This window comes from Lelliottia nimipressuralis, from assembly GCF_004402045.1.
Lineage (GTDB): Bacteria > Pseudomonadota > Gammaproteobacteria > Enterobacterales > Enterobacteriaceae > Enterobacter > Enterobacter chinensis.
Genome location: NZ_SOMG01000030.1, coordinates 573,103 through 587,983 on the forward strand (window position 1 = coordinate 573,103; position 14,881 = coordinate 587,983).

Annotated in this window: 17 protein-coding genes; 6 read left to right on the plus strand and 11 right to left on the minus strand. The window is 55.9% G+C overall.

All coding sequences use genetic code 11. From position 1 onward, the window contains the following. Positions 1–39: 39 nt before the first annotated feature. Together E3U32_RS20370 and E3U32_RS20375 are read right to left on the minus strand one after the other, a co-directional pair. On the minus strand, positions 40–924 hold the full coding sequence (locus E3U32_RS20370; RefSeq protein ID WP_134350237.1) for an SDR family oxidoreductase: 885 nt from the start codon (positions 922–924) through the stop codon (positions 40–42). Positions 925–988: 64 nt separating this feature from the next. After that, entirely contained in the window at positions 989–1,378 is a 390-nt protein-coding gene (locus tag E3U32_RS20375; RefSeq protein WP_134350238.1) for a YdeI family stress tolerance OB fold protein, read from the minus strand. Positions 1,379–1,516: 138 nt separating this feature from the next. Between E3U32_RS20375 and E3U32_RS20380 the strand changes: the two genes are divergently transcribed. The 4 genes from E3U32_RS20380 to E3U32_RS20395 are packed head-to-tail and all read left to right on the plus strand — an operon-like array spanning position 1,517 to position 4,010. Next, positions 1,517–2,020: a hypothetical protein gene (locus E3U32_RS20380; RefSeq protein WP_134350239.1), complete on the plus strand. Its 504-nt coding sequence runs from the start codon at positions 1,517–1,519 to the stop codon at positions 2,018–2,020. A 9-nt stretch (positions 2,021–2,029) separates the two neighbouring features. Continuing rightward, positions 2,030–2,476 carry a DUF421 domain-containing protein gene (locus E3U32_RS20385; RefSeq protein ID WP_134350240.1) on the plus strand — a complete coding sequence of 149 codons (447 nt, stop codon included), beginning with the start codon at positions 2,030–2,032 and terminating at the stop codon, positions 2,474–2,476. A gap of 11 nt (positions 2,477–2,487) precedes the next feature. Then, positions 2,488–3,006 (plus strand): 2-oxo-tetronate isomerase, encoded by a 519-nt coding sequence (locus E3U32_RS20390; protein ID WP_134350241.1) that lies wholly within the window; start codon positions 2,488–2,490, stop codon positions 3,004–3,006. Positions 3,007–3,023: 17 nt separating this feature from the next. After that, positions 3,024–4,010 carry an SDR family oxidoreductase gene (locus tag E3U32_RS20395; RefSeq protein WP_134350242.1) on the plus strand — a complete coding sequence of 329 codons (987 nt, stop codon included), beginning with the start codon at positions 3,024–3,026 and terminating at the stop codon, positions 4,008–4,010. Here the strand turns inward: E3U32_RS20395 and E3U32_RS20400 are convergent, their stop codons facing one another. The 8 genes from E3U32_RS20400 to E3U32_RS20435 all read right to left on the minus strand — a co-directional run bounded on the left by E3U32_RS20400 (position 4,011) and on the right by E3U32_RS20435 (position 10,549). After that, entirely contained in the window at positions 4,011–5,636 is a 1,626-nt protein-coding gene (locus E3U32_RS20400) for an alpha-amylase family protein (RefSeq protein WP_134350243.1), read from the minus strand. Between the two features lie 8 nt (positions 5,637–5,644). Further along, positions 5,645–6,655, minus strand: a complete 1,011-nt coding sequence (gene cydB / locus E3U32_RS20405; RefSeq protein WP_134350244.1) for a cytochrome d ubiquinol oxidase subunit II — start codon at positions 6,653–6,655, stop codon at positions 5,645–5,647. Further along, positions 6,655–8,058 carry a cytochrome ubiquinol oxidase subunit I gene (locus tag E3U32_RS20410; RefSeq protein ID WP_134350245.1) on the minus strand — a complete coding sequence of 468 codons (1,404 nt, stop codon included), beginning with the start codon at positions 8,056–8,058 and terminating at the stop codon, positions 6,655–6,657. Before E3U32_RS20410 ends, cydB begins: the two co-directional genes overlap by 1 nt. A 68-nt stretch (positions 8,059–8,126) precedes the next feature. Continuing rightward, positions 8,127–8,999, minus strand: coding sequence for a manganese catalase family protein (locus tag E3U32_RS20415; RefSeq protein WP_134350246.1), 873 nt, complete (start codon positions 8,997–8,999; stop codon positions 8,127–8,129). Positions 9,000–9,015: 16 nt separating this feature from the next. After that, complete coding sequence (locus tag E3U32_RS20420; protein ID WP_024908416.1) at positions 9,016–9,522, minus strand: ferritin-like domain-containing protein; 507 nt, start codon at positions 9,520–9,522, stop codon at positions 9,016–9,018. A 25-nt stretch (positions 9,523–9,547) separates the two neighbouring features. Continuing rightward, positions 9,548–9,751 (minus strand): hypothetical protein, encoded by a 204-nt coding sequence (locus E3U32_RS20425; RefSeq protein ID WP_013096662.1) that lies wholly within the window; start codon positions 9,749–9,751, stop codon positions 9,548–9,550. Positions 9,752–9,774: 23 nt separating this feature from the next. Then, complete coding sequence (locus E3U32_RS20430) at positions 9,775–10,269, minus strand: ferritin-like domain-containing protein (RefSeq protein WP_023311678.1); 495 nt, start codon at positions 10,267–10,269, stop codon at positions 9,775–9,777. A 94-nt stretch (positions 10,270–10,363) separates the two neighbouring features. Then, entirely contained in the window at positions 10,364–10,549 is a 186-nt protein-coding gene (locus E3U32_RS20435) for a general stress protein (protein ID WP_004136767.1), read from the minus strand. 524 nt (positions 10,550–11,073) lie between these two features. Here E3U32_RS20435 and hglS point away from each other — a divergent pair. Together hglS and E3U32_RS20445 are read left to right on the plus strand one after the other, a co-directional pair. Further along, positions 11,074–12,417 (plus strand): 2-oxoadipate dioxygenase/decarboxylase HglS, encoded by a 1,344-nt coding sequence (gene hglS, locus E3U32_RS20440; protein ID WP_134350247.1) that lies wholly within the window; start codon positions 11,074–11,076, stop codon positions 12,415–12,417. 43 nt (positions 12,418–12,460) lie between these two features. Next, positions 12,461–13,966, plus strand: a complete 1,506-nt coding sequence (locus E3U32_RS20445; protein ID WP_134350248.1) for a carboxylesterase/lipase family protein — start codon at positions 12,461–12,463, stop codon at positions 13,964–13,966. On the opposite strand, the gene E3U32_RS20450 is transcribed toward E3U32_RS20445, so the two are convergent. Beyond that, positions 13,953–14,795, minus strand: a complete 843-nt coding sequence (locus E3U32_RS20450) for a LysR family transcriptional regulator (RefSeq protein ID WP_134350249.1) — start codon at positions 14,793–14,795, stop codon at positions 13,953–13,955. The two genes, E3U32_RS20445 and E3U32_RS20450, sit on opposite strands and share 14 nt — an antisense overlap. Positions 14,796–14,881 lie beyond the last annotated feature (86 nt).

Genomic DNA, 14,881 nt, shown 5'->3' on the forward strand with positions numbered 1-14,881 from the left:
ATTTATTGCTCATTGCGGAGGGGGGAATTGCTAAGTGGTTTAGATTACGCCGTCACCGCCGTCAGAGCACCACACCTGGCCGGACGTAAATGAACATTCATCCGAGGCCAGCGTGACGTACAGCGGAGCAATCTCCACGGGCTGACCCGGACGCCCCAGCGGCGTATCGCCCCCGAACTCCTTCACTTTTTCCATCGGCTGGCCGCCGCTGGATTGCAGCACCGTCCAGTAAGGGCCTGGGGCGACCGCGTTGACGCGAATGCCTTTCGGACCCAGCTGTTTGGCTAAGGCTTTGGTGAATACCGCCAGACAGGCTTTTGTCTGGGCATAATCCAGCAGCACGGGGCTGGGCTTCACCGCCTGAACGGAGGAAGTATTAATGATAACGGAAGACGCTTTCAGATGGCGCAGCGCCGCCTTCGTGATCCAGAAAGGCGCATAGACGTTGGTTTTGAACGTCGCGTCAAAATCTTCCGTGGTCAGCTCTTCTAACGATTCACGGAACTGCTGACGGCCGGCGTTATTCACCAGAATATCCAGCCCGCCGAGTCTGGAGACGGCTTCATCGACCAGATTCTCGCAGAAGGTTTCGTCCCGCACATCGCCGGGAAGCGCGACGGCCGTGCGGCCTTCCGCTTTGATCAGGTCGATGACTTCAACCGCGTCTTTCTCTTCTTCCGGCAGGTAGTTGATGGCCACGTCAGCGCCTTCACGGGCATAGGCGATCGCCACCGCGCGACCAATACCGGAGTCACCACCGGTAATCAGCGCTTTTTTGCCGGCAAGGCGGCCATGTCCTTTATAGCTTTGTTCCCCGTGGTCGGGTACAGGTTGCATTTCGGATGCCAGTCCCGGCGGCGTTTGCGGCTGTTCCGGGAACGGGGGCTGCGGGTAAGCGTTCGTACGTTGTGTAGTATCACTCATAGCTGACTCCTTAAGCCAAGGGGTGAGATTTGATGGATAGTTGCAGCGTTAACGCTTCGCTGAATTATTTCTGCAAACGATCGACACGGACGACGGCAGGGGATGATTTTTTATCAAGCGAGCCGTTGATGCTGATCATCTGATCGGGTTTTACCATTCTGCCGTCGAAGACTGCCTGGGGAATAATAACGTCTATTTTTCCGGTTTTATCCTGAAATACAAATTTATCGCCGCTACCGTCAATAAGATTACCGCGCAGGGAAATTGTCGCACCATCGTGCAGTTGTTTTGCCTGAACGATGGTCATAATACGCGCGTCGTCGGTTCCGCGATATCCGCTATCAAGAGCGTGCGGGGGCGGCGGTGCTTCACCTTTTTGTAACCCGCCGTTATTATCTGCCCATGCGGCCGGAACCAGAAATATCAAAAAAGCGGAAATAAGCGATAATTTCATCTGATATCCTTCATTTTGGGTGTCTTGACTTATTAAGTATTGTTGCTATTCCTTTATGTGGCAAATGTGATAAGTCCTAAAAACATTCGCGTTAGAAATCAAAATTATCGGATAATAAGCGAAACGGTGACGACGGCCATGAAGCGTGAAAATGAAAACTTACCCGGGATAGATGAGAGTTATCGCTTGCTGACGTTTGAATACGCGTTTCGTCAGGTGGGTTTTATTGCTCTGCTAGGTATTATCGTCGCGGCCATTGCCGGTCTGTTTTCAAGCGGAATGGTCAGCGATACGGTAAAAACGAATTCCGCTAAATCACTGTCCATAAACTATGAACGCTTTGGACGGCGGGAGACAGAGACGCGAATGCAGCTCGCGTTTCCGGTACAAGCAGAGGGGAAGTATACCCTCAGCATGACCAGCGAGAGCAGCGACGCGTATGAGCCCGGCAGCGTATGGCCGCAACCGGACACCATGTTCAGCCGCGGGAAAACCCTCTATTTTGTCTATAACAACCTTAAAAGGTCAGACAATTTCTCTGTGTTGCTCTTCACGACACCGTCCAGAGCCGGTAAGTGGGACACGGTCATCCGCGTAAACAACGAGCCGGAAATTACCCTCTGGCAATTTATTTACCCGTAGGAGGCTGATATGGATATGGTCTTTCGCGCGATGGCTATTTATCTGTTTCTCATGGTGGTATTTAAAGTGGCCGGACGACGCGCGCTGCTGCAAATGACCAGTTTTGATCTCATTCTGCTCTTGATTATTAGTGAAGCCACACAGCAGGCGCTCCTTGGACAAGATTTCTCCGTCACCGGTGCGATGATTACGATTACCACCCTGGTGGTAGTGGATATTATATTTGGGCTAATGAAGAAATACTTTTCCCCGGTGGAAAATATTCTGGATGGCACCCCCGTGATTCTGGTTGAGAACGGCGTGCCTTTAGCAGATAAACTTAAGAAAGTCGACGTATCTTGCGATGATATTCTGGTGTCGGCGCGGCAGAATAATGGCATTACGGAAATGAGTAAAATTAAATATGCCATACTTGAGCGCAATGGACATATTTCAATCATTCCTTTCGAGAAATAAGAGGCGGCAAGATGAGCAATCTTTTTCACGACAGTAATAATACGGTGGGTGAACTGACGAAAAAGCTGGCAAGCAAATTAACCGATCGCGGGCTTCGCTTAACTACGGCGGAATCCTGTACGGGAGGAAAGCTCTCGGTGGCGCTTTGTGCGGAAGAGAACACCGCCGATTTTTATGATGTCGGTTTGGTCGTGTTCAGTGATGCCGCGAAAGAGCGGATCCTTGGCGTTCGTCCTGAGACGCTCGCGCGGTATACCGCCGTCAGTGAACAAACCGTCACCGAGATGGCCGCCAGTATCCGCGACATTGCCGAGGCTGATATCAGCATCGCCATCAGCGGCTATGCCGGGCCAGAAGGGGGCGACGATGGCACGGCGGCGGGGACGGTCTGCTTTGCCTGGAATATACGCGGCCAGACGAAAACCCGCACCGTACTGTTCTCCGGCGACTGTCAGGACGTGGTGGAAAAAGCGGTGCATTTTTCGCTGTCTGAACTGGTGACAACATTGTCGGACTGGAATAACGGCTAAACGCACGCGGAGGTTGTATGGCTGTCATAGTGATTACCGGCGGAACGGCGGGCGTGGGAAAAGCCACGGCGCTGCGCTTTGCAAAGGCAGGTTACGATGTGGGGCTCATCGCGCGGGATGAAGCAAGCCTGCACTCCACTCAGGAGGAGCTACGGCGGTTTGGCGTCAATGCCCACGCCGTACAGGCGGATGTCGCCGACAGCCAGGCGGTGGTGGATGCCGCTAACGAAATTGAGTATCGCCTCGGGGCGATTGATGTCTGGGTTAACAATGCCATGGGGGCCATCCTGGCACCGTTTCGTACCCTCACGCCGGACGAGTTTCGACGCGTGACTGACGTGACATACCTCGGCTACGTGAACGGCACCCGCGCTGCCCTGGAGCTCATGGTTCCGCGCGACAGGGGCGTGATTATCCAGGTGGGCTCGGCGCTGGCCTATCGTTCTATTCCGCTGCAGTCAGCCTACTGCGGCGCCAAAGCGGCGATCCGCGGGTTTACCGATGCGGTGCGTACCGAGCTGATGCATGAGAACAGCCGGGTTCAGCTTTCGATGGTCCAGATGCCGGGGCTCAATACCCCGCAGTTTGAATGGGCAAGGAATAAGTTCGCCTGGGCGATGCGCCCGGTGCCGCCGGTGTTTGAGCCTGAGGTCGCCGCCAGCGCCATCTTCAGGGTGGCGCAAAAACCGGTACGGGAGCTGTGGGTAGGCGGCAGCACCATCCAGTCGATTGTCGGTCAGTTTCTCTTCCCCGGTTTTCTTGACCGGCTGATGGTGAAAAAAGCCTGGGAGGGCCAGATGACTGACGATCTGAACGCGCCGGATCGCCAGGACTACCTCGATCGGCCGGTTAACGATCTGCACAAAATCCATGGTCGCTTCACTGACGAGGCAAAAAACCGCGCGCCGTCCGTCACCTCCGGTATGCCGGGTAAAGTGGCATTAGGGGCCCTCGCGGTGGCGGGGATTATGGTGACCCGCTTGCTAACGCGCCGGAAAACATAATTATCGCAGCGCGCTACGGCGTGTCCAGAACCAGCGATAGCCGTAGCCGCCAAGACTGAGCTGAACGGTTTTGCCGCAGATCAGCGCATCGTCGTAGCGTTTGTCCGCGAGACAGGCGGTCCAGGTGGCATTGCGGATCCCTCTGGCGCTGAACGTCACAGGCTGGTCGCTAAAGTTAACGAAGGTCAGGATGCTGCGCTCGTCGGTTTCGTAGTAGATCCCCAGCACCGCGTCATGATCGATGGTGATGAGATGAAAGGGCGCAACGGCAATTTCGGGAAACTCCGAGCGGGTATTGGCAATATCAATAATTCGGTGCAGGAGCGAGTTGCGGTGGAGCAGCGAATCGGCGACGTTAATTTTCTGATAGCGATAAGGGCCGTGGTCGATAATCGGGGCAATAAATTTATCCGGATCGGCTGCGGAAAATCCGCCCCCCTGTGAGCCCGCCCACTGCATCGGGGTGCGGACGGCGTAGCGTTCCTCCAGATCCAGGTCGTCACCCATGCCTATCTCGTCGCCGTAGCGCATCACCGGGACACCCGGCAGGGAAAACAGCACCGCGTGACAGAACGCCAGCCGTTTTTGATCGCCATTCAGCATCGGCGCCAGGCGGCGGCGGATCCCGCGCTGATAGACGTTCATCTCTTCATCAGGCGCGAACGTGTCGAGGACAAACTGTTTATCTTTCTGGCTAATGCCTTCCAGATCCAGCTCGTCATGATTGCGCAGCCAGTTGGCAAAGCAGCAGGAATCAGGCGGGGCGATCATCTTCTTCACCGCATTGCGCAGCGGGCGGGCGCTTTTCCTCGCCAGGCTGACGTAGAAATACTTGTTGAGCCAGAAATTCAGCACCAGATTCAGGCGGTCATTATTGCCGAAGTAGTCCTGATAGGCTTCCACCTCGACATCAACTTCACCCAGCAGGATCGCGTCCGGATTATGCTCCTCAATAAGACGACGCATATGTTCGAGGATCCACAGCCCCTTTTTTTCATCCCCGTTTCCTGCCTGCGTGGTGAGGTGGGATGCGGCATCCAGGCGAAAACCCGACACGCCCAGCTTGAGCCAGAAGAGGATGATGTTCTCAATCTCTTTCAGCACCGCAGGAGAGGTGAGGTTCAGATCCGGCTCGTGGCGATAGAACATGTGCCGATAGTATTGTCCCGCCTCGTCGTCCCAGGTCCAGATGCTCTCTTCCACGCCAGGGAACATGGGGGGAGTATCGTCCTCGTCGTTATCCGACCACAGGTAATAATCACGATAGGGTGACGCCGGGTTGCGGCGGGCCTGCTGGAACCAGGGATGCGCATCCGACGTGTGCTGGATCAGCAGCTCGATAATGACCTGCATGCCCAGCTCCCGGGCCTGTTCGATAAAGGCGATGATATCGGCCAGTTTTCCGAAGCGAGGATCTACCTGGAGATGGTCGCTGACGTCGTAGCCCTCATCGAGAAAGGGGGTGAGGTAAAACGGGGTGATCCAGATTACCGTCGCCCCCATGCGGCGAATATAACGTAGCTTGGCCGTAATCCCGGCGATGTCCCCGCAGCCATCGCCGTTCAAATCATAAAATAGCGCAGTATCAATCTGATAAATAATGGCTCGTGTATGCCAGTCAGTCATAACGTCCCTCAGTGATAACCTTCAGTGTCAGAAACTTTGCCCCGAAAGACGTAGTAGCTCCAGGCGGTGTACACCAGAATCACCGGAATAATCAGTAATGTCCCTACCAGCATAAACAGCTGGCTGGCAGGCGGCGCCGCGGCTTCCCACAGGGTGATACGCGGCGGAATAATGTTCGGCCACAGGCTGATACCGAGCCCGCTAAACCCGAGGAAGATTAGCCCCAGCGTCAGCAGGAAGGGGCGCGCGTGGCTGTTAGGGTTGCGCGTCAAGCGCCAGATCAGCACGCTGAAGAGCGCTACCAGCAGAGGAACCGGCAGGAACCAGAAGAAGTTGGGCAAGGTGAACCAGCGGTCGGCCACGTACTGCCAGCCGAGCGGCGTCCAGATGCTCACCACCGCGATAACGACAACCAGCGCCAGCAGCACGTGGCGGGTGAGTTCGCGCATGCGGGCCTGCAGCGCACCTTCGCTTTTCATAATGAGCCACGTGGTGCCCAGCAGCGTGTAGGCGACGACCAGCCCGATACCGCAGAAGAGGTTAAAGGGGGTGAGCCAGTCAAGCGCAGAGCCGACAAACCGCCGCCCCTCCACGTCGAAGCCGTTAATCACGGCGCCCACCACGATCCCCTGGCTGAAGGTGGCGAGCAGGGAGCCGCCTGCAAAGGAGTAGTCCCAGAATTTGCGGTGTGAGGGCGTGGCTTTAAAGCGGAATTCAAAGGCGACGCCGCGAAAGATGAGGCCGATCAGCATCGCGGTGAGGGGGATGCTCAGCGCATCAATAATTACCGCATAGGCCAGCGGAAACGCGCCGAACAGGCCCGCGCCGCCGAGCACCAGCCAGGTTTCGTTTCCGTCCCAGACCGGCGCCACGCTGTTGACCATCACGTCACGCTCTCTGGCATCGCCCACGAAGTTAAACAGCAGGCCGATCCCCAAATCAAAGCCATCCATGATGATGTACATCAGCGTGGCAAACACGATGATGGCAAACCAGATAACTGAGATATCGACGCCCATCAGATTTTCTCCTCTTCCGGAACAGACTCAGCGGCAGACAGCGGACGCGCGGGCGTGCCCGAGGTATTTGACGTCAGCGTATCAACAGGCTGAGGGCCTTTCTTAATCAGCCGGATGAGGTAAACATAGCCCACGCCGAATACCGACGAGTAGACGACGAAGAACGTCAGCAGGCTGATGCTCATCTGCAGAGTGCTGTGCAGGGAAACCGCGTCGACCGTGCGCAGATAGCCATAAACGACCCACGGCTGACGGCCCACTTCGGTAGTCACCCAGCCCGCCAGCAGCGCCAGCAGACCGGCAGGCCCCATACAGAGGGCAAACCAGTGGAACGGACGCGAGTGGAAAAGCCGATGGCGATAGCGCAGCCAGACGCTGATCAACCCCAGGGTAATCATCAGCAGGCCCATCCCGACCATAACGCGGAACGACCAGAAAACGATGGTCGAGTTTGGACGATCCTCTTTCGGGAAGTCCTTCAGCGCCGGGACCTGCTTATCCAGACTGTGCGTCAGGATAAGGCTGCCGAGCGCGGGGATTTCGAGGCCGTATTTGGTGCGTTCCTCTTCCATATCCGGCAGACCAAACAGCAGCAGCGGGGTGGCCTCGCCGGGCGGATTTTCCCAGTGCCCCTCGATGGCGGCGATTTTTGCCGGCTGATGCTCAAGCGTGTTCAGGCCGTGCATATCGCCCACAACGGCCTGGATGGGGGCGACCAGCAGCGCCATCCACATCGCCATGGAGAACATGGTCCGAATGGCGGGGGTATCGTTACCGCGCAGCAGGTGCCACGCGCCTGATGCGCCAACAAACAGCGCGCTGCTCAGGAAGGCGGCGATAGCCATATGGATCAGACGGTACGGGAAAGAGGGGTTGAAAACGATTGCCAGCCAGTCTTCAGGGATAACCTGACCGTTCTGAATGGTGAAACCCTGCGGCGTGTGCATCCAGCTGTTGGAGGCGAGGATCCAGAAGGTCGACATCAGCGTGCCGAGCGCCACCATGCAGGTCGAGAAGAAATGCAGGCCCGGACCAACCTTATTCCAGCCGAACATCATCACGCCGAGGAAGCCCGCTTCCAGGAAGAAGGCGGTTAACACTTCATACGTCAGGAGTGGACCGGTAATACTGCCCGCGAACTGGGAGAATCCGCTCCAGTTGGTGCCGAACTGGTATGCCATCACCAGCCCGGACACGACGCCCATACCGAAGTTAACGGCAAATATCTTTAGCCAGAAGTGGTACAGGGAGCGCCAGACGTCATTTTTGGTGCGTAGCCACATGCCTTCCAGCACCACCAGATAGCTGGCGAGCCCGATGGTGATCGCGGGGAAAAGAATATGGAACGAGACGGTAAAAGCGAACTGAATTCTGGCCAGATGAAATGCATCGAGTTCGAACATGGTCCGTACCTCTGAAACGATGGGGCACGAGAATTGCCAGGCAGCTTATGGCTGCCCGGCAAAACCGATTACGGTTTTTTCTTACCGGCGCCCAGCTCGGCACCGGTCAGCGGGTCGGCGTGTGGATCGGACTTCGTGCGGGCAGACATCGCCTTGACCAGGGTTGCCTGTTCGGTCGTCAGCGTCACGCTTGCGCTACCGTCTCCGCCATCAACGGCAGGCTGGGGGGACTCAACGTAATCGAAATGTTTATCGCTGTTCCAGCTTCCGCGAACCTCTCCACCTTCAGACATATTGTAGTACTTGTTGGTGAATTCCTCGATTGGCGGCAGTTTTCCCGGTGGGAAGTTATTGCGAATGGACTGTAGCGCCTTCTCAAAGGAGAGCTGGTGCGCAGCCTCACGCGTCATCAGAAACGCCAGCGCATCCTTCACGCCGGGATCGTCGGTCACGTTGATCAGCCGTTCATAGATGATCTTCGCCCGGGCCTCGGCGGCCACGTTAGAGCGCAAATCCGCCGTCGGCTCGCCGATGGTATCGACGTAGGCCGCCGTCCACGGCACACCCGCAGAGTTGGTCAGCGGGGTGCCGCCACCGTAAAGCAGGGAGGTGATGTGGCTGTCGTTACCGTTTTCGGTCATAGACCGGTACAGCTCGGCCTCATTTTCCACTCCTTCCGCCAGCGCGCCTTTCGCGCCTTTATTCAGCATCCCCACCAGGGAACCGATGATTTCGAGGTGGCTTAGCTCCTCGGTCGCGATATCCATCAGCATATCTTTACGGCCCGGATCGTCATCGCTCAGGCCTTGCGTAAAGTAGCGGCAGGCGGCTGCCAGCTCGCCCTGCGGACCGCCAAACTGTTCCAGTAAAAGATTGGCCAGGCCAGGGTTTGGTTCAGCGACGCGAACCGTGTATTGCAGCTGTTTAACGTGTCGAAACATGCGCACTCTCCTGTGGTTATTTTTTCGCTTCGACACCCGACGCGTCTGAACGCAGCAGGAACTGTTCCGTCGTTTGCGGGATATGACGAATCAACCAGTCGGCCATCTCGCGCTCTTCGGCAAGAATGGTTTCAATTGCAGGCACCGAGGCGACATCACCTGCTTTTTTGGCCGCCGCTAGCAGGGAGGTATAACAGGCGATTTCAAACTGTTCGAACACGTAGCCGCTGATCGAACCCTTCACGATTTCGTCAGAAGGGAACATGCCGCCGATGGATTGACCCAGCGCCGCCATTTTGCTCATCGAATCTTTTAAAACCGAACGAGAAATATCATTACGGTCGAGGATTTCCTCCAGCAATGTAATTTGCCGTTTTGTCTCATTAATATGTTGCTCGATTCTGGCGCGAACATCAGGATAATTATCGATACGGCTGGCCATGGATTCCAGCATTGATTCGGCTTGCTTTTCCATCGCATGGGCATCGCGTAGCCAGTCATGGTAGTGTTCTACGTGATTCATTATTGTATCCTCATAATGGGTTCGCTTATTTGGTCTCACTTTCAGCAGCCTGATCGGCACGCGCGGCACTGTAGCCAGATAAATGGCCGACAATATTAGCGTAAATACTGATGATAATGACCCATAGCACGCTGTTCTTCCACCATATTACGGAAGGGATAGCGAGAATGAACCATATTATGGCTGCCGTTAAATGGCACCGTTTAATTGTCCTGGGACTGATGCTCATTTTATTTAACCTGTGTTATTGCGTCATTTCTGCGCTTTTTGGTTAATATTTCCAACGGCCAGATCGGTGAGTTTAAGATCGGTTTCTTTTTCTTCTTCCAGCGTTTCGGCAAGAAGTTTAACGGCTTTTTTATAGCCCAGCTGTTCTGCGAGTGTGGCAAGGGTACCGTAACTGGCTATTTCGTAATGCTCGACTTTTTGCGCAGCGGCTATTAACGCGGCATCACGCACTTCATTTTTTTCCGTGCTTTCGATGACTTCATTGGCTTCTTCTATTAAGCCTTCCATTGCCACGCATTTCATGCGCTTAATCTTGATACCGTCTTCCTGTTCGACGATCTGGTCGATGCGTTCGATCTGACCCTGCGTCTCTTCAAGGTGTGCGGTGAAGGCTGCGCTCAGCTTCTCACTGGACGCGGCGCGGGCAAGCTTGCTCAGCGCGCGGGTAAGCTGTTTTTCCGCGCTGTAGGTATCCGACAGAAGATGAATAAAGACATCCTCAACGCTTTTCATATTCATAATAATTACGCTCCGGTAAAATAATGAAAGGGTACTGCGAGCCTTTCAGCCCGCAGCATACTCTCTGATTTTATTAAAAGAGTTTTAAATAAGATCAGGAGTTATCAGATTTACGGCCTCCGCCGTGACTGTTCTGTCCCCCTTTCTTACCCGCTTCAGAAGCGCGTTGCGGATCGTTTTTAAAGTTGCCGCCGCTATGCTGGCCGCCTTTACGTCCAGCTTCTGATGCTTTATCACGGTCTTCAGCGAAATTACCGGAACCACCACGATGCTCTGCCATATTAAACCTCATAGTCATATATTGGTTATGTCAGTACGATACGAAAAATATTCCGTATCACTCGTCGTTCGAGTAATAACTCTAGTCGCTGTTCGTCATTCGTCAAATGCGTTTGGCTATTTGCGGTTGCGTTATTTCTAAATATTCAAGCGCTCACGCTTCGCTTATCGATAAAATAAGGAGGGGCAGGAAGGACTTGTAAACACAAGATCGGATTAGTCCTAAGTTTTTGCTAAAAAACTGAATGCAGAGGATAAAAATAACGGGGTGCTGCATCTGATTAATTTGCAACCGCTAAGGTGTGAATAAATATACTCCTTTATGGCTAGAAAACGGAACCCTAAATAATTATTAAAATCCAGGAGAATAGAACGAGGCGAAAGGGCGGTTTCGTTGTGGCCGTTCAGGGGCCATAGCACACGGTTTGACCACTGTCGCCTTAAGATCACAATTCAGAAATTCTTCCCCCCGGAACGAACGGGTTTCTCTACACTCCAGGTAATATTCACTGGAGGCATGACATCATGGCGAACACCATCACGGCTGATGACATTCGGGAACACTTTTCGCAGGCTATGTCGGCGATGTACCAGCAGGAAGTTCCGCAGTACGGCACCTTGCTTGAACTGGTTGCGGACGTAAACCTGGCGGTTCTGGAAAATAACCCACTATTACATGAACAACTGGCAAACGCCGATGAACTTGCACGCCTGAACGTAGAGCGTCACGGGGCAATCCGCGTCGGCTCGGCGCAGGAACTGTCAACCCTGCGCCGTATGTTTGCCATTATGGGCATGTACCCGGTCAGTTATTACGATCTCTCACAGGCCGGGGTGCCGGTTCACTCCACGGCGTTTCGCCCGATAGACGATGCCGCGCTGTGTCGAAATCCGTTTCGTATCTTTACCTCACTCCTGCGCCTCGAACTGATTGACAACGTCACGCTGCGCGAGCGTGCCGCGGAGATCCTTTCTCACCGGAACATCTTTACCCCGCGCTGTCTGGCGCTTCTCGATCTGTATGACGCAGAAGGGCAGTTTACAGACGCACAGGCGCGCGAGTTTGTGCAGGAAGCGCTGGAAACCTTCCGCTGGCACCGTCATGCGACGGTCGATCAGGAAACCTATCAGGCGCTGCATAACGAGCACCGGCTGATTGCCGATGTGGTCTGCTTCCCTGGCTGCCATATTAACCACCTTACGCCGCGCACGCTGGATATTGACCGGGTGCAGGAGCTGATGCCGAAGTACGGTATCGAGCCAAAAATTGTGATCGAAGGGCCGCCTCGTCGCGAAGTGCCGGTCTTATTGCGTCAAACCAGCTTCAAGGCGCTGGAAGAGCCGGTGCTGTTTGCCGGTGAACATAAGGGCACCCACACCGCGCGCTTCGGTGAGATTGAGCAGCGCGGCGTGGCGCTGACCCCGAAAGGACGAGAACTGTACGATAGCCTGCTCGCCCAGGCCGGTACCGGTAAAGATAATCTGACGCACCAGCTGCATTTACGGGAGATATTTAGCGCCTTCCCGGACAGCGAGCTGTTAATGCGCCGTCAGGAACTGGCCTATTTTCGCTATCGTCTGACGCCAGCGGGGGAAGCCCATCGTCATGCGTTCCGTCCCGGCGACGATCCGCAGCCGCTGATAGAGCGCGGATGGGTGGTTGCCCAGCCGATCACCTACGAAGATTTCCTCCCGGTCAGCGCTGCCGGGATTTTCCAGTCCAATCTTGGGAACGAAACCCAGGCGCGAAGCCACGGTAATGCCAGCCGTGAAGCGTTTGAAGTGGCGCTGGGCTGCCCGGTGTATGACGAGTTTACGCTCTATCAGGAGGCTGAAACGCGCAGCAAACAGCGTTGCGGTTTGCTCTGAAATCGTTACTCTGCTGGGGTGTGATGGAAAAAATAAGGTCGTTATGCAAAATCCTTCCGCCCCTGTGGTTGAAACGCGCTGCGGCGCACTGGCTGGTTTCACTGATGATGATGTGCATGCATGGTACGGGATCCCTTACGCCGCGCCTCCCGTAGGTCACTGGCGCTGGCGCTCTCCACGGCCGCCTGAACGCTGGGAGGGCCTGCGCGAGGCCACGGCGTTTTCGCCCTCCAGCTGGCAAAGCAGCGAGTATTGTCAGGAGCTGGGCGGCGGCGATCCGGGCCAGTTTTCTGAAGATTGTCTCTATCTTAACGTCTGGTCTCCCACAGAGCGCGCGGAGCCGCTTCCGGTTATGGTCTGGTTGCACGGGGGCGGGTTTACAATTGGTGCTGGTGGCCTGCCGCCGTATAACGGCAAAGCGCTGGCCACGCGCGGCGTGGTTGTTGTGACGCTCAATTACCGTCTCGGCCATCTCGGCTTTTTTGCCCATCCTGCACTGGAAGGGGAAGAAGATCGCGTGGTGCATAATTTTGCTCTGCTGGATCAGATCGCCGCCCTCGAATGGGTGCGTGAGAATATCGCCGCGTTTGGTGGCGATCCGAATTGCGTGACCCTGTTTGGTGAATCCGCCGGCGCGCGCAGCGTGCTCTCGCTGCTGGCCTCTCCGCTGGCAGAAGGCTTATTCCATAAGGCGATTGTGCAAAGCGGCTATACCTTGCCGGACACGCCGCGTAAGCAGGCGCTGCAGAAAGGAGAAGCCCTGGCCGCCCATTTTGGCCTGGAGAAAGCAACGGCCGAGGAGCTGCGCGCCATTCCGCCCGACGCGTTTTGGCCGTTGACCGCGCCGCTGAACGTTGCCCCGGCGCCCATCGTCGGGGATTGCGTTTTGCCGGAAGCCATGCTGGACGTCTTTTTCGCTGCTCGTCAGCACCCCGTGCCGGTAATGATTGGTTCCAACAGCGATGAAGCCAGCGTGATGGCGGTGTTTGGCATCGATCTCGCCGGGCAAATTCAGAAGCTTCGCCGGGAGCGCCGCTTCGGGCTGGGGCTGATTAAGTTGCTCTATCCGGGCGTAAAAGGTGATGAAGAGCTCGGCAGACAGGTGTGCCGCGACATGGCGTTTACGACGATGGGCTATGTGGTGATGCAGGCCCAGCAGCGCGTCGGTGGATTGTGCTGGCGCTACTGGTTTGACTACGTCGCGGAAGCGGAACACGCCACCTATATCAACGGCGCCTGGCACGGCAACGAGGTTCCCTACGTCTTCGACACGCTGGGCCAGGTGGAGCCCTCGCGCCAGTATGTTAATGCGCGGGATCTGCAGTTTGCTGCCCAGGTAGCCGACTACTGGGTGAGCTTTGCGCGTAACGCCGGTCGTCGCGACAGCCTGTCAGGGCCGACGCACTGGCCCGCGTGTCGCAAAGGACGGGACGTTCTGCTACGCATAGGCGTGAATAAACATGCAGATTTCAGGCTTGAAAACCGCTTTATGCGCGCCCGCATGAGCCTCTTCAAGCGGGTGATGAAGCATCACGTCAGTCTCGATTAAGCAAACAGGCGCGAAACGCCGCCAGTCCATTTTCCTCGCCAGGCGTTTCGCGCAGCACCAGCCGGTAGCTCGCGCCGGTTTTTATGCTCGTCTCATAGGGCCGCATCAGCCTTCCGGCGCGGACATCTTCTGCCACCAGCGTTTCGTCGGCAATGGCGACGCCCAGCCCCTGAATGGCGGCCGTAATCGCCAGATCCATCGTGTCGAAGTGTTGATTTTTGTGCATGACAAAGCCGGGGCCTTCCTGTTTCGTCAGCCACAGAGACCAGTCTGTCTTATCTCTTGTCGGGTGAAGAAACGTTAACGATCCAAGCGCTGCACCTGCCCGCACCGGGCTTATTACCGGGGTGAGCGCCTCTTCGAACAGCAGATCGCCCGCGCTCATGTGCGTACCGAACACGATGGCCGCGTCGTAGGATTCGGTTTTGAAATTGACGTTATGATCGGTGGTGGTGGTCAGCGCAATCTGCAGTTCCGGCTGCTCGCGCTCCACCTCCAGCAGGCGCGGCACCAGCCAGCGCATCGCACAGGTGGGGGCCTTGAGCCGGATCACGGTTTGCTGGCTGCGGGCCTGATCGGCCACGGCCAGCAAGTGTTCGAAAGCAGACTGCAGTTCCGGCAGCAGGGCGCTGCCCTGCGAAGAGAGGCGCAGGCCGCGCGCGTGGCGTTCAAAAAGTGGAAAGCCAAACCACGCCTCAAGGGAGGCTATTTTGCGGCTTACGGCCCCCTGCGTCAGACAAAGCTCGGCGGCAGCATGGGTAAGATTCAGATGACGCGCGGTGACTAAAAATGCGTCGATGGCATTGAGCGGGAGCGAACGGCGCGACATGAAAATACCTCAGCTATGCATTTTTCTCATGGCTATTATGACAACAATTCGATTGTCCCGACAGCACAGATGTTGTTTGAATAGTT